Consider the following 21,949-nt stretch of genomic DNA (forward strand, 5'->3'; position numbering starts at 1 on the left):
AGAAAAAAAGCGTTACAATAAATAAAACTTTTAAGGAGCGGGAGATGAAAAAATATATCCCGGCAGATGTGCCGATAGGTAAAAAAGAGGAATTTCTAAAAAATTTTTTAGAAATTACAAACAATACCGGAAGACTTATGCTTTTTGCAGGAGACCAGAAAATTGAACATTTGAATAATGATTTTTACGGCGAAGGAATATCGCAGGACGACAATAATCCAGAACATTTATTTAAAATAGCAGCAAACGCAAAAATAGGAGTTTTTGCCACTCAGTTCGGACTGATTACAAGATATGCAAATCTTTATCCTGATGTGCCTTATTTAGTAAAACTAAATTCAAAAACAAATATAATCCCCTATTCTGCAAAAGACCCGTATTCAAAACAGATGATTGATATGAAAAATGTGATTGAACTTAAAAACGATATGGGAGTTAATATAAAAGGTGTTGGATATACCGTTTATCTGGGAAGCGAATATGAAAGGGAAATGTTAAGCGAAGCGGCTAAAATAGTACATGATGCCCACAAAAACGCAATGATTGCTGTTTTATGGATGTATCCAAAAGGAAAATTTGTAAAAGACGAGCACGACCCTCATATAATAGCAGGGGCTGCAGGTGTAGCCGCATGTCTCGGGGCTGATTTTGCAAAAGTCAAAGTGCCTTACAAAAATGGAAAATTCAAACCTGAACTTTTAAAAGAAGCAACTTCTGCTGCAGGAAATACCGGAGTATTATGCGAAGGCGGTAAAAAAATAGACGAAACAGAATTTTTAAAAGAATTATATGCCCAAATTCATATAGGCGGTTCCAGGGGAAACGGGACAGGAAGAAATATACATCAAAGACCAATAGATGAAGCTATAAAAATGGCAAATGCAATTTATGCAATAACATGCGAAAACAAATCAGTAGAAGATGCAATAAAAATTTTAAGGAGAAGAAAATGAGTGAATTTATAAAATGGTTCAGTGAAATTGGAATTAAAGATGTGGATGAAGTGGGAGGTAAAAACGCAAGTTTAGGTGAAATGTATAACCATCTGACACCTCTTGGTGTAAATGTCCCAAACGGATTTGCTGTAACTGCAAGCGCTTATAGACATTATTTAGAAAAAAATAATTTAAACGAGCCTTTAGCCCAGCTATTTAAAAATTTCAATCCTGACAATATTGATGAACTTAAAAAAGTGGGTAAAACTGCAAGAAATCTGATAATGAAAGCCAAAATTCCTGAAGATTTGAAAAAAGAGATTTTAGAAAATTACCACAAACTTCAAGAGCAATACGGAGAAGATGTAAGCTTAGCCGTAAGAAGCTCCGCCACTGCGGAAGATTCACCAACTGCTTCATTTGCCGGGCAAAATGAAACATATCTTAATATAAAAGGCGAAGATAATCTGCTTTGGGCATATAAAATGTGTATCGCTTCTAATTTTACAGACAGAAGTATAAGTTATAAATATACCCACGATTTCGACCCACTTAAAGTATATCTTTCAGTCGTTATTATGAAAATGGTAAGAAGTGACTTGGGAAGCAGCGGAGTAATGTTCAGTATTGATACAGAAACAGGATTTAGAGATGTTGTATTTATTAATGCTGCCTGGGGGCTTGGGGAAAATGTGGTCCAGGGAACTATAAATCCGGACAGCTTTTTTGTGCATAAACCGACTTTTAAAAAAGGGAAAAAGGCGGTTTTAAAAAGAAAATTAGGTGAAAAAGAAAAAATGATGGTGTTTAGCAAAACACTTGAAACTGCAAATCTGGCAGAACAGTTTACAAAAAACCTTAAAACACCTATAGAAAAAAGAAGAAGATTTGCTATTTCTGATGAAGAAGTACTTAAACTTGCAGACTGGGCTATAAAAATAGAAGAACATTATTCCGAAGTAAACAATCATTACACACCTATGGATATGGAATGGGCAAAAGACGGGATAGATGAAAAACTTTATATGGTTCAGGCAAGACCTGAAACAGTTCATTCCCAGGAAAAGGCGACAGAATTTGAAATATACAAACTGCTTGAAAAAGGTAAAGTGCTTCTGACAGGAAATGCCGTGGGAGAAAAAATAGGAGCTGGGAAAGTATGTATTATGCATTCAATGGCAGAGGCCGATAAATTTGAAAAAGGGGATGTTTTAGTAGCACCTACAACAAGCCCAGACTGGGAACCTGTTATGAAAATAGCAAGTGCAATTATCACAGAAACAGGAGGGAGAACTTGCCACGCTGCAATTGTGAGTCGTGAGCTTGGAAAACCTGCAATCGTAGGGGCAAAAAATGCGACTAAAATATTAAAAGACAACCAACCGGTAACAGTCAGCTGCTCTGAAGGGGAAGTTGGAAAAGTATATGATGGAATACTTAAATTTCAAGTGGAAAAAGTTGATATTTCAAAGCTTCCTCGTCCAAAAACAAAAATTATGATGAATTTAGGAAATCCGGAACTGGCATTTTCACTTGCCAAACTTCCTGTTGACGGAATAGGACTAGCCAGAATGGAATTTATTATTACAAATTACATAAAAGCACACCCTATGGCGATCAAACATACGGAATTACTCAGTGAAACCGAAAGAGCTTTAATTGATGAACTTGCCTTTCCTTTTGACGGAGATGCCCAGGACTTCTTTATAAAAACATTAAGTGAGGGTGTGGCGACTCTTGCAGCAAGCGTTTATCCTAAAAAATGTATTGTCAGAATGAGCGATTTTAAATCAAATGAATATGCTAATCTGTTAGGGGGAAGGCATTTTGAACCTGTAGAAGACAATCCAATGCTCGGATTCCGCGGGGCCGCCAGATATACGCATCCGAATTATAAAGAAGGGTTTGAGCTTGAATGTCTTGCTATGAAAAGGGCAATCTGTGAGATGGGATTTGAAAACATTGTTTTAATGATACCGTTTTGCAGAAGAATCGATGAGGCAAAAAGGGTAAAAGAGGCAATGATTCAAAACGGTTTGGGTAATGTGCCTATTTATATGATGTGTGAAATACCAAACAATGTAATCCAGATAGATAAATTCCTTGAAATTTACGACGGAATAAGTATTGGAACAAACGATTTAACACAGTTAACTTTAGGGGTTGACAGAGATTCTCAAATAGTTGCTTTCGATTATGATGAAAGGGACGAGGGTGCAAAAAAGATGGTCAAAATGGCGGTTGACGGAGCAAAAAGACACAACAAATATAACGGCCTTTGCGGTCAGGCACCAAGCGATTACCCTGATTTTGCAGAATTTTTAGTCAATATCGGAATTGAAAGTATGAGTTTAAACCCGGATAGCGTATTGAAAATTATAAAAGATATCGCTGAAATGGAGCAAAAATGATACTAAAAAAACAAGCTTACGAAGAATCTCATGGTGCAGCAAAAATAGTAACAGGTTCTATGCATATCTTAGATACTGTAAAAAGCAGGGTTTTGATAGATGCAGGTATGTTTCAGGGACATGATGAATATAAAAATTTCGAACCTTTAGGATTTAATCCTAAAGAAATTGACGCTTTATTTTTAACACATGCCCACTTAGACCATGTGGGAAGAATTCCTCTTCTTTACAAATACGGATTTAAAGGAGAGGTTTTTGCACACCCGGCTACATTTGACATAGCAAAAATTGTTTTACTTGATGCTGCAAAACTTCAGGAAGAGGATTACGAAACAAAATTTAAAAAAGCCCAGAGAAAAGGTAAAGAAAAATTAATTAGAAAACCTCTTTACACCGTTGATGAAGTAAAATCTATTTTTAAAAAAATGAAAAAAAGAAAAATAGAATATAATAAAAGTTTTAAATATAAAAATTTAAAAGTAAAATATAAAGATGCCGGACATATACTGGGAAGTAGTTTTATTGAATTTACTTTTGAAGAATTCGGACTTAAAAAAAGAGTAGTTTTCAGCGGGGATTTGGGAAACAAAAACAACAATATTTTACCTCCTCTTGAAAAACCGACATATGCAGACGCCCTGTTTATTGAATCAACTTACGGAGACAGACTTCATAAGAGTTTTGAAGAGAGCAAAACGGAATTCAAAAAAGCGGTTATTCAAACACTTATGAACGGCGGAAATGTATTAATTCCGACATTTGCAATAGAAAGGGCCCAGCAGATTTTATGCCTGCTTAAAGAAATGAGCGATGAAAAATCTCTTCCAAAAGATGCAAAAGTGTTTCTTGATTCTCCAATGGCGGATAAAGTAACCTCTGTTTATAAAAAATGGCATAAATTACTTAAAAAAAGCTGCCAAAAATATAAAAACCATCCATTTGAATTTAAACAGCTGCGTTTTGTAAAAGATGTGGAAGAGTCAAAAAAAATTAATGATATTGAAAGAGGCTGTGTAATTTTGGCCGGAAGCGGTATGTGCAACGGAGGAAGAATACTTCATCATTTCAAACACAGAATCTGGAATCCGAGAAACGCTGTTATTTTTGTAGGTTACCAGGCGGTAGGAACACTCGGGAGAGATATGATAGACGGGGCAAGAAGTATTAGAATTTATCATGAAGATATTATTGTCAGAAGCAAACTTTATACGATTAACGGTTTTTCGGCCCATGCAGACCAGGGAGAATTAATTGAATGGATGAGGGAATTTAAAACACTTGAAAAAATATTTTTGATTCACGGGGAATATGACAAACAGGTAATTTTCCGCTCTGTCATTTTAAATGAAATGAATAAAAAAGCCCATATTGTAGAAGAAGGGGAAAAAATATATTTATGAAAAATAAAGCTTTTGGGCTGTGGAGGCTCTATGGTTGGAGCCGGGATATTTATTGTAATTGGAGAAGCCGGAAGTATTGCAGGAAATATTGTATGGGTTTCATTTGTAATTGGAGGGAATGAGTGTAATGTTTTATTTTGCCGAGCTTATCACTATTGCAGCAGTTACTAAGAGTTTTGGAGAATATGGAGCAAGGCTTTTTGGACATTCTTCAACTTCTCCTCCAATTATTAATATGTTTTTTGCTGTAGGGCTTACTTTCTTTGCTTATCAAGGTTTTAGCGTTATTACAAATACTATTGAAGATATGAAAAATTCCAAAAAAAATATCCTAAGAGCAATGCTTTTATCAATTTTAATTGTAATGATTTTATATGTGACAATTAGTATTACCGTTTTAGGAAATTTACCTTTAAAAGAAGTTATAATTATGCGTTAGCTCTTGCAGCAAAACCTGTATTAGGAGAACTTGGATTTAAAATTATGGCAAAAACGGCTCTTATTTCAACTGCAAGTGCAATAAATGCAACACTTTATGCAACTACACAAATAAGTTATACCTTAGCAAAAAACGGGGAACTTCCAAAAGAATATGAATATAATATTTTTCATTCCACTGAGGGTCTTTTCCTATAATTTTATTTTTAAATTTAACAGAAATTACAACTGTAGCAGCATTAAGTGTTTTAATAATTCAAGGCATTGTCCATTTAGGGCACTTAAGAGTGAACAGATGCGAACAAATATCTTGTTTTTCTCGCATTTTTTTTTATGTTTTTAGTGGTAATTTTAACTCTTTATTATATATGTATAAAAAATTTGAATGATTTTGGCAGTTTCAATTTTTTTGATTACCCTAATTTTTATTATATGGCAGCCAAAAGGTATTCAAATAGGTACAACTGCAGTGATTGGAGCTGTCGTTTCACTTATATTAGGAGTTGTAAGTTTTGAAGATATTATTGAAGTTATAAAAATAGTCTGGGATGCGACACTTGCTTTTATAGGAATTGTTATTCTTTCAATGGTTTTAGATAAATTAGGATTTTTTGAATATATGGCGATAAAAATAGCAAAACTTTCACGCGGAAACGGTAATTTAATGTTTATAAATTCTATGCTACTTGGGAGCGTAGTTTCTGCATTTTTTGCAAATGACGGAGCTGCACTTATTTTAACCCCTATTTTACTTTCGAAACTAAAAATGTTAAAACTAAATTTAAAAACAATAACTGCATTTTTACTCGCAGGCGGATTTATAAGTGATAGTGCATCACTTCCTTTTGTATTTTCAAACCTTACAAACATAGTAACAGCAGATTTTTTTCATATAGGATTTTTTGAATATTTTAAAAATATGTTTTTTCCTTTCATTGTAAGTACAATTGCATCAACTTTTATTTTATGGCTGTTTTTAAGAAAAAATATTCCAAATAAAATTGATATAGATTTACTGCCACCTGCAAAAAGTGTAATTAAAGATGAAAAACTATTTATTTTTTCTTTTTTCTTTTTAGCATTACTTTTAATAGGATATTTTATTGGAGATTTTTATCATATTCCTGTATCTGTTTTTGCTCTTGGAGGTGCTTTAATTTTCTTAATTATATCTCATAAAAAAGTTGTAGATGCAAAAGAAATCATTCTAACAGCTCCCTGGCAGATAGTATGGTTTAGTATTGGGCTTTATATTGTGGTATATGGACTAAAAAATGCAGGACTGACAGATTATTTAAGTATAATTTTAAAACATCTGCTTGAAATAAATAAAAATTTAGCAATTATTGCAACAGGATTTATATCTGCTTTTTTAAGCGCAGTTATGAATAATTTGCCGACCATTATGATTATGGATATTTCATTAAAGCATATAGGAAATGAAGCTATGATTTATGCAAATATTATCGGTTCAAACCTTGGACCTAAAATGACACCTTTTGGTTCTTTAGCAACACTTCTTTGGCTGCATGTATTAGAAAAAAAAGGTGTAAAAATTACATTTAAAGAATATACAAAATTTGGACTTATTATTACACCGCCTGTTCTTTTAATTGTGCTTTTAATATTAATATAAGGAGAAACAAAATGAAAAAAGTTTTAATAATGTGTACAGGAAACAGTTGCAGAAGTATTATAGGGGAAGCACTTGTAAATGCAAAACTTGAAGGAGTTGAGGCAAAAAGTGCAGGAGTAAAACCGGCAGGAAAAGTCAATCCAAATGCAAAAAGAGTTTTAGAAGAAAACGGAATATGGGATAATAATTATCATTCAAAACATTTAGATGAAGTAATAAACGATGATTTTAATTTAGTGGCAACAGTGTGTGACCATGCAAAAGAAACCTGCCCTATTTTCCCAAAACCGGTTCCTAAAATACATATAGGTTTTGAAGACCCTGATGGGAAAGATTATGAAGAATTTCAAAAAACATATAAAGAGATAGAAGAAAAACTTCTTCCTGAAATAAAAAATTTTTTTTTTCACCCCATAGGATATGGAATTACTTCTTGTATTTTTTTAATATCTTTTAAAATTTCTCTGTTTAGTTTAATTTCAGCAGCTTTAAGTGATGGTTCAAGCTGTTCAAGAGTTCTTGCTCCAATAATTGTAGAAGCCACAAAATCAAAATGTTTTGAATAAGCTACTGCCAGAGTGACAGGATGAATATTGTATTTTTTAGCAATTTCTAAAAACTTCTCAGTCGCTTTTAGGGTTTTTTCATTATAAAATCTTTTTGCATGGTTTCTGACACGGCTGTTTGGATAATTCAGATACATCATAAACCTTGAATCTTCTGGAATATAAGGGCTGTTATATTTTCCGCTTAAAATTCCCCCGGCTATCGGAGAATACGGAAGAAGTGAAACCTGCTCTTTTCTGCAAACATATTCAAGCTCGTCAAAAAATCTGGGATTTAGCACGCTGAAATTATTTTGAACACTCTCAAACCTTGCAAGTCCTTCATATTTTGCAACAGTGTTTGCTTTTGTAAGTCCATATGCAGTGTCATTGGAAGTTCCAATATATCTTACTTTTCCCTCTTTCACTAATTCATCAAAAGCCCTCATTGTCTCTTCAATTGGAACCACAGTATCAGGCCAGTGCTGTTGATAAAGGTCTATATAATCGCTCCCAAGCCTTTTTAAACTTCCTTCAACCGCCCTTTTTATATGAAACCTGTCCATTGCGGTTAAACCGTGACGGATTGGGGGAATATACCACCCGCTTGCCGCCCCTGCAACTTTACTGGCTATCATAATGCTATCTCTTTGTTTTGTTTTTAGCCACTCCCCTATTATTTTTTCAGTCTCTCCCGCATATTTTTCTTCAGGAGGTACAGGGTAAAGCTCGGCAGTGTCTATAAAGTTTATACCGCTGTCATATGCTTTATCTAAGATTCTAAAAGCCTCTTTTTTATCGCTCATACTTCCAAATGTCATTGTTCCTAAACTTAGAACACTGACTCTGAGTCCACTTTTTCCTATGTATCTGTATTCCAAAACAAACCTTTAAACCAAATTATCTGCTATATCAAATTCGTTTCTCATAATTTTAGGGAAAGTATTAAAATAAATATCTTTCGCTTTTTGTAAAGGTATTTTAATTTCATTTATTTTTATTTCATTTCCGCCAACAATTCCGGCTTTTTCATATTTTAACCCAAGGGTATTGCATAAATTTTCAAAACTTTCACAGTTTTCAGGTGCGATTTCTACAAAAGCCCTGCTTAAGCTCTCAGAGAATATATCAATAGGCTGTTTTATATTTACATTAATTTCAAGCCCTTTATTGCTTACACATGCCCATTTATATGCGGCAATTGCAAGTCCGCCAGTTGAGATATCTTTTGCACTTTCAATCAAATCGCTTTGAAGTACGCGCCAGAGTTTAAGCTCTTTTACAAAATCTACTTCGGGATGAACTCCAGCCACAATACTTCCAAAAACTTTCAGATACAGGCTTCCTCCAAATTCACTTTTGGTTTCCCCTAATAAATAGATTATATTACCTTCGTTTTTAATTTCACTGGTTCTAAAGCTGTCCCCTACTCCTACCATTGCAATTTCAGGTGTAGGGAATATTCCTTCACCCTCATTTTCATTATACAAAGACACATTCCCGCTGACTACCGGTGTATTTAAAGCCTTACACGCTTCTTTTATACCCTCACACCCCTCTTTAAACTGCCACATAATTTCAGGATTTTCCGGATTTCCGTAATTCAGACAGTCAGTTATTGCAAGAGGAGTTATTTTTTTAACCGCTATGTTTCTTCCAGATTCCATAACGGCGGCGGAAGCTCCGAGACGAGGATTTATATAACAAAATCTGGCATTACAGTCCGCACTCATTCCTATAAATTTACCGTTTTCTTTTACTCTGATTATACTTCCGTCCGCTCTTTTAGTATCCACTGTATTTGTCTGTACCATTGAATCATACTGCTCATAAATCCATGCTTTATCCACAATTTCACTTTCAACGATTAATTTTTCAAAAGCAATTTGTGGATTAATTTCAGGTATTTCAACATCTTTTATTGTTTTTATATATTCAGGCTCTTTTACAGGGCGGCACAGCTCCGGTGCTTCTTCGGTAATCGGGGCAACAGGAATGTCGGCTACTTTTTCTCCGTGCCAGAACAGTTCCACTTTTCCGGTATTTGTCACTCCCCCTATAACTTCGGCATCCAAATCATATTTTTTAAATATCTCGATTATTTTGTCTTCATACCCTTTTTTAGCACAAATAAGCATTCTTTCCTGGGACTCGCTTAGCATAAGCTCATACGGATTCATCCCTTCTTCCCTCATAGGAACTTTATCCAAATGCATTTTAAGGCCGCTTCCGCTTTTTCCGGCCATTTCAAAGCTGCTGCTTGTAAGCCCTGCGGCTCCCATATCCTGAATTCCGACAATATAATCTGTTTTAAAAAGCTCAAGACATGCTTCCATTAAAAGTTTCTCTGTAAAAGGGTCGCCCACCTGAACCGTCGGTCTTTGGTCTTCATCTCCCTCTTTAAAACTATCGCTGCTCATAACGGCACCTCCAAGTCCGTCCCTTCCGGTTTTACTTCCCACATAAATTACAGGATTTCCGATACCTTCGGCCTTTGCATAAAATATTTCATCCTGAGGACAAATCCCGAGGGCAAATGCATTTACCAAAACATTTCCCGCATAACACTCTTCAAATGATGTTTCTCCCCCTATTGTAGGAACGCCTATACAGTTACCGTATCCGGCTATGCCGGCAACCACTCCGCTGAGTAAGTGTCTATGAAGCTTGGCTGTTTCATCGTTACCTTTAATATGGGCAAATCTGATTGCATTAAGATTGGCTACCGGTCTTGCCCCCATGGTAAAAATATCTCTCAGTATTCCTCCAACCCCTGTAGCGGCACCCTGATAAGGCTCGATAAAACTCGGATGGTTATGACTTTCCATTTTAAATACAGCTGCCATGTTTCCCCCGATATCAATAACACCCGCATTTTCACCCGGACCCTGAATCACCCACGGAGCTTCTGTGGGAAATCCTTTTAAATAGCATTTGCTAGATTTATATGAACAGTGCTCACTCCACATCGCACTGAAAACACCAAGTTCCACCAAATTCGGAGTTCTGCCTAAAATTTCTATAATATGTTCATAATCAACTTTTGTTAATTTATGCCTTTTTAAAAGCTCGTCGAGTTCATTTTTATTAATCTCATACATTACTTGCCTTTTTTAAATGAATTTTAACATAAATAAAGATATAATTTCATTAAAAAAAGAGGAGGAGCGTATTGGATTATTATGAAATATTGGGTGTGAGCAGAACCGCAACAGCAATAGAGATAAAAAAAGCATACAGAAAACTCGCAATGAAATATCATCCCGACAAAAATCCGGGAGATAAAGAGGCTGAAGAAAAATTTAAACAAATCAATGAGGCTTATCAGATTTTAAGTGATGATGAAAAAAGAGCTGTTTATGACAGATACGGAAAAGAAGGCTTAGAGGGCAGAGGGTATAAAACCGATTTTAATTTTAATGATATTTTCGATATGTTTAACGATATTTTTGGAGGAGGCTTTGGAAGCCAGCAGCATGAAGAGCCTCTTCCGTATGATATAGACAAAGCTGTTGAAGTGACACTTGATTTTGAAGAAGCGGTGTACGGTGTCAGTAAAGAAATAAAAACAACATATTTTTCCATATGCCCTAAATGTAAAGGAAGCGGGGCAGAAGAAAAAGAAACATGCCCGGTGTGTCATGGAAGGGGACAGGTGGTAATGGGCAACGGATTTATGAGAATAGCCCAGACATGCCCGCAGTGCCAGGGAAAAGGTTTTATTGTTAAGAAGAAATGTTCTGAATGTAAAGGCAGAGGTTACATTGTAAAAGAAGAAAAAGTTAAAATAGATATTCCTGCCGGGGTTGATACCGGTATGAGAATGAGAATAGCCGGCAGGGGAAACGAAACAAGAGGCGGATACAGAGGCGATTTATATTTGATATTTAAAGTAAAAGAATCAAAAATATTCAAAAGAAAAGGTAATAATCTAATAGTTGAAATACCTGTATTTTTTACAAGCGCAATATTAGGAGACAATGTTAAAATCCCTACTCTTGAAGGTGAAAAAGAGATAGAAATAAAACCCGGTACAAAAGACAGAACCAAAATTATTTTTAAAGGCGAAGGTATTGCCGATCCAAACAGCGGATACAAAGGAGATTTGATAGCAGTTATAAATATTGTCTATCCAAAAAAACTGACTGACGAGCAAAAAGAACTCCTTGAAAAACTTCATAAAAGTTTCGGAAATGAAGTAAAAGAACATAAAAACATTTTAGAAGAAGCGATTGAAAAAGTGAAAAGCTGGTTAAGTGAAAAGTATAAAATGTAAAGTGAAAATTTTTCACTTTTAATTTTTTTAATGTAATAGCCAGCTTATAATAACTTCTGCAGGATAAAACACATAATTTGCAATAGGAGTAAATAAAATAATTAGTAATATAATCATCCCGTAAGGCTCTATTTTATTATAAAATCTGGCAATAGAATAAATTTTAAACTGCAGCGAAAGATATTTAAGGGCGTTGGCTCCGTCAAGCGGAGGCACCGGAATTAAATTAAATACCGCCAAAATTACATTTACAATAATTAAATAATAAAAAAATAAAAACATAAAAGCACTAATTAATCCGTTGGGTTCAAAAAAACCTATTAAGCTTGAGGCTATAAAAGCCAAAATAAAATTATATGTAATTCCTGCAATGGAAACATTAAAAGCCCCGATATAGCCGCCTTTTTCAACTACTTTAAAAATATTTACAGGTACCGGTTTTGCCCACCCGAAAATTATAGGATCACTTACTCCCGCTAATTTTTGAGATAAAAATAAAATAATTGGAAAAACAACGGTACCAAACGGGTCTATATGTTTTATTGGGTTAATTGAAAGTCTTCCCTCCCTGCTTGCAGTATCATCTCCATAATATTTTGCAACAGCCCCATGCATAATTTCATGGCCTACAACAGCAATTACAAAAGCCCCTATTAAGGCTGTATATTTTATTACATATTCCATCTATCCTCCATCATTTTTCACCATAGCCGTTTTTGATAGCCAGGTGAGCGTAATTCGCTTTGCTCATTTTCGCTCATTTTTCACTTTTCATTAAGTACTTAGCAACTTGGCCTCTTGGAACTTGGCAACTCACAAATCACTACTCACTATTCACAACCCCGCCGCTTTGCAAGCGGTCGGGCAAGCTCACAACTCACTATTTATTTACATCCATATGTTAAATACGGTTTCTTACCCTCTCTAAGTTCTTTTTCAATATCGTTTATAGTCATTCCGATTCTGTGCCATCTGATTGTATAATTTTTATCCCAGCTCATATAAATAAACCAGGGTTTACCGACAATCAGTTTATAAGGCACAGGCCCCCAAAATCTGCTGTCATCACTATGGTCTCTGTTATCACCCATCATAAAAAACTGACCCTTTGGCACTATTACAGGACCGTAATTTATCACTTCTTCCGGAAAATCAACTTTAGGGTCGTGATGAATCCCGGGATGAAGTTTCATATAAGGATTTTTAATCCAGATTTCCCCGTTTATATTTACAATCTCTGCTTTCATTTTTTTCGCAAACTCTTTTGTTTCTTCATCACTGTTTTGAATTCTTAAATATAAATTTTTATTTCTAACCATTAATTTATCGCCACCTACACCAACACATCTTTTTACAAAATGCAGTTTTGGATTTACAGGATAACGGAATATTACAATATCCCCTCTTTTTGGTTTCGGACCGTCTATTAAATGCCCGTCCCCCCTGAAATCCGGTAAAATAGGAATTTCAAGCCATGGAATATGGGGAATCGGCACTCCGTAAGCAAATTTTTTTGCAAAAAGTGCGTCTCCTGGAAGAAGAGTTCTTTTCATACTCCCGCTTGGAATTACAAAAGCCTGGGCTAAAAAGAAAATAATAATTAAGACTATTACAATGGTTCCACTCCAACTATTAGACCAATTATAAAATTTTTTAAGTTTTTCTTTCATTTATTCTCTTTCTGAAGCTTTGTAGCTTTTATTGTGTTTTTTAAAAGCATGGCTATTGTCATCGGCCCCACTCCACCGGGAACAGGGGTTATGAATGAAGCTTTTTTACTTACATTTTCAAAATCCACATCTCCGACAATTTTACCGTTTTTTAATTTATTAATTCCAATATCAATTACAATGGCACCCTCTTTTATCATATCAGCCGTAATCAAATTAGGCTTCCCGACACCTACTATTACAATATCCGCCCTTTTTGTATGTGTCGCCAAATCTTTTGTTTCTATGTGGCATATATCCACGGTTGCCCATGCGTTAAGCAAAAGGGAAAACATCGGTTTTCCAACAATATTGCTGGCCCCCACAATACATACATCTTTTCCTTTTACATCTATATTATATTCTTTAAACAGCTCCATTACCCCTAGAGGCGTACATGGGGCAAAACTCTCAAGCCCTTCAAAAAGTTTCCCCATATTATACGGATGAAATCCGTCAACATCTTTCTCAGGTGCCACCGCTTCAAGAACTTTAGTGGTATCTATATGTTTTGGAAGAGGCAACTGAACCAAAAGACCGTGTAAATTTGGATTCTTATTAATCATTTCAATAGTGGTTAAAAGTTCCTTTTCACTTATACTTTCAGGAAATTCATGAACTACAGAATACATTCCTACCTTTTCACATGCCCCTTTTTTCATTTTTACGTATGTCTGACTCGCAGGGTCATTCCCTACCAAAATAACGGCAAGCCCCGGAGTTATACCCTCTTTTTTCAATTTATCCACTTCTTCTTTAACTTTATTTTTAATTTTTTCGGATAATTTTTTACCATCTAAAATTCTCATTTTATTCCTTTTTTTGCTAAAATGAATGTTAGAATTTTATCATAAAGGTTGCTAAATGTTAAATAGACTTCTTCTTTTGCTTAGTTTTTCAATTTTATCTGCAAAAACCGACTGGTTTATTACAAATTTTGAATACGGAAAAATGCTTTACAATAATCCAAGGGGAATAAGCTGTGCCAAATGCCACGGAGAAAAAGGAGAAGGCAAAATAGTTACATATTTTTATAAAAACGGATTAAAAACTTATATCAAAGCACCTAACATTCAAAATATTAATTTAATTACATTAAAAAAAGCTCTGTTTCACAAAAAGCTTACTGTTATGCCGAGATACAATTATCTGACAGAAGAAGAGATAGAGGGTATTTTACTTTATTTAAGGAGCAAAAAATGATTTTTAAAAATATAAAAGAGTTAGAAGAAATAGTAAATAGCAATAATATACAAAAAGCTTTGTCTTTAATAGGAAATAAAAAGCTAAAAACAAAAAAAACTAAAAGAAAAAGCGCACTGATGGTAAGCGGACATCAGGTTAAACACTTAAATAAAATAGACGAAATACCGGCGGATATTATTATATTGAATCTTGAAGACGGGGTGGCAAAAGAAAAAAAAGAGATAGCTAAAATAATGACAGCAGTATTTTTAAGTAACATCTCAACATTGGATAAAGAAATAATAATAAGAGTTAACGCCCTAAACAAAGGCGGAAGCGAAGATATTAAATTTTTAGACAGGTTCTCTTTTAACGGTTTTAGAATTCCTAAAATAAAAGGAATTGAAGATATTGACGACGCCTCTATTCTTACAAACAAAGAATTACACGCTTCAATCGAAACAAAAGAAGCGTTTCATAATTTAACAGATTTAATACATCCGAGATTAACCACATTTTATATAGGGATTTATGATTTATTAAATTCCTTAAATATAAGTCATTCTATAATTGATTTAAACAATCCCTTAATTCATCATATTTTAAGTGAATTTTCTTTAAAATCAAGATTTATTGAAAAAACCCCTATAGGGTTTGTTTATCAAAATTACAAGGATTTGGAAGGATTTTCCAAATGGTGTCTGCTTCAAAAAAATTTAGGTTCTCAGGGAGTAGGATGCATTACACCCGCCCAGGTGGAAATAGCAAACAATATTTTCAAAGAAAATTTGGAATTTGCAAAAATGATAGTTGAAAGATTCAGAAAAAACGGTCCATTTACAATTGATGGATTATATGTAGATGAGCCTATTTATAAAAATTATTTGCAAATATTAAAAAAATAAATTATACCAATTGAAAATGGAAAATGAATAATGAAAATGATTAAAGCGTTAAAATAATGGTAGTTTTAGATACTTTTAAAGTAACTAATTAATTGAGAATTGGTATAAGTTATCATGAATAAGCAATTTAAGAATAAATTAAAATAAAAAAATAAAATATTTTAAACATTGAAGAATATAAAAGAAGTTTAGGAAATCCAGTGACAATTGAAGAGCTTGAAAATGAATTAAAAAATTAAATCAAAAAGATGAAGAAACAGCAACCCAAAGTGAAATGACAAACCATTTAGGTTATGAGAAAAATGAAAAATCTGATAATAGCAATTACAGAAATGGATACTCTACAAAGACTTTTAAAACTAAATATGGAGAAATTGAAGTAAATATTCCAAGGGACAGAAATTCAACATTTGAGCCTAAAATTGTAAAAGCACCATCTTGAAGATTTATACGGATATGAGCTTTCAACTGAAACCATATTAAATATTACTGAAAAAATCTTAGAAAAAGCTATTGAATGGCAGAATAGACCTTTGGAAAGTATTTATCCTATAATTTTTATGGATGCAACCGTATTAAAAATAAAGGTTGAGAGAAATATAAAAAATACAGCCTGTTATATAATGCTGGGAATCACTATAGAAGGTAAAAAAGATATTTTAGGTATATGGATAAGTGAAGAGAATGAAACTTCTAAATATTGGCTCTCAATACTTAATGAAATAAAAAACAGAGGTGTAGAAGATGTTTTAATATTTTCAATAGACGGACTAAACGGATTTAATGAAGCTATTAAAGCCGTATATCCAAAAGCTGAAATTCAAAGATGTGTAGTTCATCAGATAAGAAACTCTTTAAAATTTGTCTCTTACAAGCTGATACTGAGGATTTAGCCATTCAAAATCTTGAATATTTCAATGAAAAATGGGGCAAAAGATACCCTCATATTTATGATTTATGGAAAAGAAACTGGGAGGCTCATTCCCTTCAAAAGAAGCAGCTTTTAAAGTCCTTTTTACTTCAACACAGGAGGTTATGCAAAAATGGAAAAGTAACAGAATCAGAAATTGGTTTGTAATTTATCCGCAACTTGTGATATATTTCTAGGAATTTTTAGTAAAATATCTTAAAGCTTTAGTATATGGGTTTTATTTACACAGTTAATTTGATGGGCTAGATATAGTCCAAAGATATCACAGAAAAAATATTCAATTGGATTAATCAGCGGTTTTTAAGGGCTTCTAAATAATCCCTGTATTTTTTTTCTATTTCCTCATCTTTTTCTATGATGTCCTTATTGTTGTTTGTAACGGCTTCTTCAAGTATTTTTATTCTGTCCATTAAATATTCGAACAGTTCTTTTTCAATATCGGGAAGTTTATTATGCGCAAGAGGTGAATAATCTTTTCTTTTGATAACCTTTCCTGGAATTCCCACAACTGTTGAATAAGGCGGCACATTATTTACCACAACAGAATTTGCACCGATTTTACTGCCTTTGCCTATGGTTATATTTCCGAGTATTTTAGCCCCGGCGCCTATTGTTACATCGTCTTCTATTGTGGGATGCCTTTTCCCTGGATTTAAACTGACTCCTCCAAGTGTTACGCCCTGATATATAGTTACATTATTTCCTATTATTGCAGTTTCACCTATCACTACCCCGATTCCATGGTCAATAAAAACATTTTCCCCTATACTGGCTCCCGGGTGTATATCTATATTTGTCAGAAACTGATTTATTGCCATAATAAACCTGGCACACCTTTTAAAACCTTTTTTATAAATGGAATTTGATATTCTATAGCAAACCAATGTCCAGACGCCAGGATATGCATAAAGCAGCTCCAGATTGTTTTTAAAAGCCGGGTCTCTTGTTTTAACGGCTAAAAAGTCTTTTTTTATTTTATTTAATATACCCACTGATTGCCTTTTTTATTCGAAAATATATCTCATCTACTGAACTTGAGGCATCCAACAGAAGATACGGAATTTCAAGTCTGTTGCATGTGTTAATAATATTATTTTGAATTCTTAATAGATAATCAATTCCTCTTTTTTCAATATTGTCATGTTTTTTAAGTGAAAGTCTGTATTTTAGTGTTTCCTTGTCCAGTTTTAATATAATTGTCAGATTTGGAAAAATTCCATCCGTTGCAAATTTGTTTAGATTGACAAGCAAGTCAAAATCGAAAAATTCCATTGCGTATGCAATACCGCTTATTGCACTTCTATCGGTTATTATTGTTTTATCAAGATTCGGTTTTATTACTGTTTGCATCGTTTCGCTTCTGTCTGCCAAAAATAAAAAAAGTTCCGATTTTTTAGATATTTTTTCTTTTAATATTATCTCTCTTAATTTTTTTCCAAATTCAGTGTATCCGGGCTCTTTTACAAACAAAAAATTTTTATATTCTTTTTTTAATAAATTTATTTGGGTGCTTTTGCCTGCGGTGTCGATTCCTTCAAACGCTATATACACTTTTAATGTCCTTTATAATTTCTTTTGGGACTAAATGTTCTATGCCTCCGTTATATTTTAAAATACTTCTTACCACACTTGAAGAGATGAATGCATTTTCGAGGTTTGGCATCAAATATATTGTATCTATTTCTTTGTCCAGTGTTTTATTGGCATAGCCCATTTGCAGTTCATATTCAAAATCACTTACCGCCCTTAGACCTCTTATAATTATTTTGGCATTTTCTTTTTTTGCAAAGTCCACCAAAAGGGACGAAAAACTCTTTACTTCAACTTTATTGAATTTTTCAGTGGCTTTTTTCATAAATTCAACTCTTTTTTTAAGATTAAACATCGTTTTTTTATCTTTGTTGTCGGCAACTGCAACTATAATTTTATCAAACATCCTGCAGGCTCTGTTTATTATATCTATATGACCGTTGGTTACAGGGTCAAATGTTCCCGGATATACAGCTTTTGTTTGCATCTTTTTCCTTTATTCTTTTTTACTTCTAATTATTTTCACCACTCACCACCCCGCCGCTTTGCAAGTGCGCGGACAGGCTTTCACTATTTTCACTATTACTCCCATTCCATCTTTTAAAAAGATTATGTTTAATGCCTGCCAAATCCAGCCATTTACCGATTAAAAAATTTTCCATCTCTTCCAATGTTTTTGGATTGTGATAATATCCTATTACCGGGGGTGCTATAAAAATATTGGATAATTTTGCAAGATTTGTCATATGTTCCAAGTGAATAGTGCTAAAAGGCATTTCCCTTGGAGCTAAAATTAATTTTCTTTTTTCTTTTATTGCAACAAGGGCACTTCTTGTAATTAAATTATCCGCAATGCCGGCTGAAATTTTGGCAAGTGTGTTCATACTGCAAGGAACTATAAATGTTGTATCTATCTGAAAACTTCCGCTTGCCGGAGGGGCTGAGAGGTCAGTGTTAAAAAAAATATTTTCTTCATTTTCCAAAACCGTTTTTGCACTTTCACTTAATATTAAATATTTTTCATAAGTTTTTGGTATCGATTCAAACAGTTTAATTCCAAGACTTGCCCCGCTTGCCCCGCTGACGGCGACTAATATTTTCATTGAATCTCCACTTCATATGATTTATTTAAAACACCTTCATAAATTTTATGATTTATTTTCACTTTTATTTTTTCACCGATGTTTGCATCGTTTAGAGCCGTACCTTTTGAATAAATCACCACTCCATTGCCTTTAAAAACCACATTTACATTGTCTCCTTGTAAAACAGCGGGTTTTATTCTTGTGTTTTCTTGGGTAATCACCGCATTTTTGGAAATAACTTTTGAAGCTATCAAATCATCTGTTATTTTAAGAAGAGGAGGGGAATAAAAATGTCTGAAATCTATTTTTTCTTTTTTGACATAAGGAAAAACAGATTCGTTTTTTTTAATTACTTTTATGGTTTTATAGACTGTTAATTTTGCTTTTATTCTGTAAAAATAATATTTATTCTCTATTATTAAATTTCCGCTTGGAAATTTCGGGTCAATAAGTTTAAATGAAATTTTTTTATATTTTTTGGGAAACGGTTTTTGGGTGTAAATAGAAACAATCTCAATATTTGGATAATAGTGTTTATAAAACTTAACAAGTTCTTTTTTTACAGAAGCAAATAAAAAAATGGGTAAAAATAAAAAAAATAATTTAATTTTTAATTTTCCATTTTCCATTTTTCATTTCCCATTAAATTAAGGCTTCTTTTAACACTTCATCTATTGTTTTAACCGGAATAATTTCGAGACCGTTTAAAACTTCTTGTGGAATATCGTCCAAGTCTCTTTCATAATTTTTTTGCGGAATTAAAACTTTTTTAATTTTTGCTTTATATGCAGCTATTAATTTTTCTTTGAGACCTCCTATCGGCAAAACTTCCCCGCTTAATGTTATTTCCCCTGTCATTGCAATGTCTGAGTGAACTTTTCTGTTGCTGAAAATACTCGCAATTGCCGTGGTCATTGTGATTCCGGCACTAGGCCCGTCTTTTGGAATTGCACCTTCTGGGACGTGAATGTGAATGTTGTATTTGTAATAAATGGGTTCTCTACTTTTTTGTGTTTCAATTTTTTTAGTATCAATTAAAACTTTTACAAGAGTATAGGCAATCTGTGCGGATTCTTTCATAACGTCGCCGAGCTGCCCTGTAAGGCTTATTTGTCCTTTGCCTTTATATTTGACGGCTTCTATTCTCAACACATCCCCTCCCACCGGGGTCCATGCAAGTCCGTTTACAACCCCGATTCTATCTTTTTTGCAGACTTCTTCTATTCCGAAATAACCTTTATCAAGAAAATCTTTTAAATTTTTGATATTTACTCTTGCTTTTTTATCTTCTAAAACAAGTAAAGCGGCTTTTCTCATTATTTTAGCAATTATTCTTCTAAGGTTCCTTACACCCGCTTCTTTTGTATATTTGTCTATTATTTCTTTTAACGCTGCGTCTGAAATAGAAATTTCGCTTTTTTTAAGAGAATGTTTTTTCATCTCCTGAGGGATAAGATATCTTTTGGCAATTTCAAATTTTTCCTGCGGAGTATAACTTCCAACAAAAATCATCTCCATTCTGTCTTTTAAAGGAGCCGGTATGGTGTTTGGGTCGTTTGCCGTGGCTATAAATAAAATTTTGCTTAAATCAAGTTCAAAATTTAAATATAAATCTCTAAAATGTGCATTCTGTTCTGGGTCTAATACTTCCAAAAGCACTGCTGTTGGGTCACCTTTGAATCTTGAAATTTTATCTATTTCATCAAGTACCATTACAGGGTTTAACTGTTTTGCGTTAATAAGCCCTTGTGCAATACGCCCGGGCATTGCGCCGATGTATGTTCTTCTGTGGCCTCTTAGTTCATTTACGTCTTCAAGTCCTCCAAGAGCGATTCTTACGATTTTTCTCTCAAGAGAGCCGGCAATAGAATTGGCAAGAGAAGTTTTACCAACACCCGGAGGGCCCACAAAACATATTATTGCCCCGGAAAATTCCTCACCCCTTTTTTTGGCCAGCTCTTTTGCACCGAAGTATTCTATAATTCTTTCTTTCGGCTTTTTTAACCCGTAATGGTCTTTATTGAGCCTGTTTTTAAGTTCATCTATTGAAAATTCTTCTTTTGTATATTTTCCAAAAGGTATTTCAAGCGCCCATTCAATATAATTTTGTGTTGTTGTGGCTTCGGCGCTGTCGGGATGCATACGGGAGAGTCTGTTTAGCTGTTTTTTAATTTCTTTATATGCATCTTCTCGCATATATTTTTTGAGACTCTCAAGTTTTTCATAATATTCTTTTATTTCTTCTTCTATTTCATTTTTTATTCCGAGTTCTTTTTGAATTAATTTTAACTGTTGTCTTAATAAATGCTCCCTGTTTACTTCCTGAACCTGTTCCATTACTTTTTTGGAGAGTTCGTTTTTAATTTTTATTGATTCTATTTCTTCCAAAATAAAATGAATAAGTTTTATAATTCTTTCTTTTGTATCAATTTCTTTGAATAATTCATAGCCTTTTTCCACCGGAAGTTTAAGAGAGCTTGCTATGATATCCACAACTCTGTTGGCATCTTTATTGTTTTCAATTATTTTTATAAAATCTTTTGGGAAAAAAGGATTTATTTCGCTTAGGGTTATTATATGCTCTTTTAATGTTTCAAGAAGCGCTTTTATCTCTTTTTCATCTTCAGCTATCGGTTTAACTTTGTCTATTAGAGCCATTGTCGGATTTTTGTCTTCTATTTCAATAATTTTACCTCTGCTGAGTCCCTGAAAAAGAATTTTTATTTTTCCCTCAGGCAGGGTAACTTTTCTGATAATTGTACCTATTGTACCGTATGTGCCTATATTGTCGTTAATTGATACAAAAATCAGGGAATGGTCGTTTATCGCTTTTTGTATGGCTAAAACATCCTCTTTCTTTTCAAGAAAAATAGGAATTATCATAAACGGATATATTAATTCCTTTTCTGTCAAAACGGGTAAAACGCTTGGAAGTTTTTCGTAATTTTCTAATGTCATAATCC

The 21,949-nt window shown here is 33.6% G+C and carries 22 protein-coding genes and 1 pseudogene; 12 read left to right on the top strand and 11 right to left on the bottom strand.

Going from position 1 to position 21,949, the window contains the following annotated elements; translation table 11 throughout:
- Positions 1 to 44: 44 nt before the first annotated feature.
- The 7 genes and pseudogenes from DZ64_RS0108035 to DZ64_RS11965 all read left to right on the top strand — a co-directional run.
- On the top strand, positions 45 to 953 hold the full coding sequence (locus tag DZ64_RS0108035; RefSeq protein ID WP_024790144.1) for an aldolase: 909 nt from the start codon (positions 45 to 47) through the stop codon (positions 951 to 953).
- A complete protein-coding gene (gene ppsA, locus DZ64_RS0108040; RefSeq protein WP_024790145.1) occupies positions 950 to 3,346 on the top strand; it encodes a phosphoenolpyruvate synthase in 2,397 nt (798 codons plus the stop codon). The genes DZ64_RS0108035 and ppsA overlap by 4 nt, the downstream gene beginning before the upstream one ends.
- On the top strand, positions 3,343 to 4,746 hold the full coding sequence (locus DZ64_RS0108045) for an MBL fold metallo-hydrolase RNA specificity domain-containing protein (protein ID WP_024790146.1): 1,404 nt from the start codon (positions 3,343 to 3,345) through the stop codon (positions 4,744 to 4,746). Before ppsA ends, DZ64_RS0108045 begins: the two co-directional genes overlap by 4 nt.
- Positions 4,747 to 4,873: 127 nt before the next feature.
- Positions 4,874 to 5,185 carry an amino acid permease gene (locus DZ64_RS13495; protein ID WP_024790147.1) on the top strand — a complete coding sequence of 104 codons (312 nt, stop codon included), beginning with the start codon at positions 4,874 to 4,876 and terminating at the stop codon, positions 5,183 to 5,185.
- Positions 5,186 to 5,229: 44 nt separating this feature from the next.
- The gene (locus DZ64_RS13500; RefSeq protein WP_236618694.1) at positions 5,230 to 5,382 is read left to right on the top strand and encodes a hypothetical protein; all 153 of its coding nucleotides are present in this window, start codon (positions 5,230 to 5,232) and stop codon (positions 5,380 to 5,382) included.
- 187 nt (positions 5,383 to 5,569) lie between these two features.
- Positions 5,570 to 6,820, top strand: coding sequence for an arsenic transporter (locus DZ64_RS0108060; protein WP_024790148.1), 1,251 nt, complete (start codon positions 5,570 to 5,572; stop codon positions 6,818 to 6,820).
- Between the two features lie 11 nt (positions 6,821 to 6,831).
- Positions 6,832 to 7,215: pseudogene (locus DZ64_RS11965) on the top strand (arsenate reductase ArsC); the annotation flags it as partial.
- Between the two features lie 11 nt (positions 7,216 to 7,226).
- Here the strand turns inward: DZ64_RS11965 and DZ64_RS0108070 are convergent.
- Complete coding sequence (locus tag DZ64_RS0108070; protein WP_024790150.1) at positions 7,227 to 8,246, bottom strand: aldo/keto reductase; 1,020 nt, start codon at positions 8,244 to 8,246, stop codon at positions 7,227 to 7,229.
- A 9-nt stretch (positions 8,247 to 8,255) separates the two neighbouring features.
- Positions 8,256 to 10,466 carry a phosphoribosylformylglycinamidine synthase subunit PurL gene (gene purL / locus DZ64_RS0108075; RefSeq protein ID WP_035003204.1) on the bottom strand — a complete coding sequence of 737 codons (2,211 nt, stop codon included), beginning with the start codon at positions 10,464 to 10,466 and terminating at the stop codon, positions 8,256 to 8,258.
- A gap of 71 nt (positions 10,467 to 10,537) precedes the next feature.
- Here purL and dnaJ point away from each other — a divergent pair, with 71 nt between their 5' ends.
- The gene (gene dnaJ / locus DZ64_RS0108080; protein WP_024790152.1) at positions 10,538 to 11,641 is read left to right on the top strand and encodes a molecular chaperone DnaJ; all 1,104 of its coding nucleotides are present in this window, start codon (positions 10,538 to 10,540) and stop codon (positions 11,639 to 11,641) included.
- Between the two features lie 27 nt (positions 11,642 to 11,668).
- On the opposite strand, the gene DZ64_RS0108085 is transcribed toward dnaJ, so the two are convergent.
- The 3 genes from DZ64_RS0108085 to folD all read right to left on the bottom strand — a co-directional run bounded on the left by DZ64_RS0108085 (position 11,669) and on the right by folD (position 14,159).
- Entirely contained in the window at positions 11,669 to 12,325 is a 657-nt protein-coding gene (locus DZ64_RS0108085) for a site-2 protease family protein (protein ID WP_024790153.1), read from the bottom strand.
- 200 nt (positions 12,326 to 12,525) lie between these two features.
- Entirely contained in the window at positions 12,526 to 13,311 is a 786-nt protein-coding gene (gene lepB / locus DZ64_RS0108090) for a signal peptidase I (protein WP_024790154.1), read from the bottom strand.
- On the bottom strand, positions 13,308 to 14,159 hold the full coding sequence (gene folD, locus DZ64_RS0108095; RefSeq protein WP_024790155.1) for a bifunctional methylenetetrahydrofolate dehydrogenase/methenyltetrahydrofolate cyclohydrolase FolD: 852 nt from the start codon (positions 14,157 to 14,159) through the stop codon (positions 13,308 to 13,310). The genes lepB and folD overlap by 4 nt, the downstream gene beginning before the upstream one ends.
- A 55-nt stretch (positions 14,160 to 14,214) precedes the next feature.
- Here folD and DZ64_RS0108100 point away from each other — a divergent pair, with 55 nt between their 5' ends.
- The 4 genes from DZ64_RS0108100 to DZ64_RS14190 all read left to right on the top strand — a co-directional run bounded on the left by DZ64_RS0108100 (position 14,215) and on the right by DZ64_RS14190 (position 16,333).
- Positions 14,215 to 14,553: a cytochrome c gene (locus DZ64_RS0108100; RefSeq protein WP_024790156.1), complete on the top strand. Its 339-nt coding sequence runs from the start codon at positions 14,215 to 14,217 to the stop codon at positions 14,551 to 14,553.
- Positions 14,550 to 15,440 (top strand): CoA ester lyase, encoded by an 891-nt coding sequence (locus DZ64_RS0108105; protein ID WP_024790157.1) that lies wholly within the window; start codon positions 14,550 to 14,552, stop codon positions 15,438 to 15,440. Before DZ64_RS0108100 ends, DZ64_RS0108105 begins: the two co-directional genes overlap by 4 nt.
- Before the next feature lie 274 nt (positions 15,441 to 15,714).
- Positions 15,715 to 15,882 carry a transposase gene (locus tag DZ64_RS14185; protein WP_369792098.1) on the top strand — a complete coding sequence of 56 codons (168 nt, stop codon included), beginning with the start codon at positions 15,715 to 15,717 and terminating at the stop codon, positions 15,880 to 15,882.
- A 43-nt stretch (positions 15,883 to 15,925) separates the two neighbouring features.
- Positions 15,926 to 16,333, top strand: a complete 408-nt coding sequence (locus tag DZ64_RS14190; RefSeq protein ID WP_369792121.1) for a transposase — start codon at positions 15,926 to 15,928, stop codon at positions 16,331 to 16,333.
- Positions 16,334 to 16,661: 328 nt separating this feature from the next.
- On the opposite strand, the gene cysE is transcribed toward DZ64_RS14190, so the two are convergent.
- From cysE to lon, 6 genes are read right to left on the bottom strand one after another with little or no spacing between them, the layout of a single operon-like run.
- Positions 16,662 to 17,363, bottom strand: a complete 702-nt coding sequence (cysE, locus tag DZ64_RS0108125) for a serine O-acetyltransferase (protein ID WP_024788040.1) — start codon at positions 17,361 to 17,363, stop codon at positions 16,662 to 16,664.
- Entirely contained in the window at positions 17,347 to 17,922 is a 576-nt protein-coding gene (tmk, locus tag DZ64_RS0108130) for a dTMP kinase (protein WP_024788041.1), read from the bottom strand. Before tmk ends, cysE begins: the two co-directional genes overlap by 17 nt.
- Entirely contained in the window at positions 17,906 to 18,388 is a 483-nt protein-coding gene (gene coaD / locus DZ64_RS0108135) for a pantetheine-phosphate adenylyltransferase (RefSeq protein WP_024790159.1), read from the bottom strand. The genes tmk and coaD overlap by 17 nt, the downstream gene beginning before the upstream one ends.
- 25 nt (positions 18,389 to 18,413) lie before the next feature.
- Entirely contained in the window at positions 18,414 to 19,004 is a 591-nt protein-coding gene (locus DZ64_RS0108140) for a UbiX family flavin prenyltransferase (RefSeq protein WP_024790160.1), read from the bottom strand.
- Positions 19,001 to 19,615 (bottom strand): flagellar basal body P-ring formation chaperone FlgA, encoded by a 615-nt coding sequence (gene flgA, locus DZ64_RS0108145; protein WP_024790161.1) that lies wholly within the window; start codon positions 19,613 to 19,615, stop codon positions 19,001 to 19,003. Before flgA ends, DZ64_RS0108140 begins: the two co-directional genes overlap by 4 nt.
- A gap of 13 nt (positions 19,616 to 19,628) precedes the next feature.
- Positions 19,629 to 21,944 (bottom strand): endopeptidase La, encoded by a 2,316-nt coding sequence (gene lon, locus DZ64_RS0108150; protein WP_024790162.1) that lies wholly within the window; start codon positions 21,942 to 21,944, stop codon positions 19,629 to 19,631.
- Positions 21,945 to 21,949 lie beyond the last annotated feature (5 nt).

This window comes from Lebetimonas sp. JH292, assembly GCF_000523275.1.
Classification (GTDB): Bacteria; Campylobacterota; Campylobacteria; order Campylobacterales; family Nautiliaceae; genus Lebetimonas.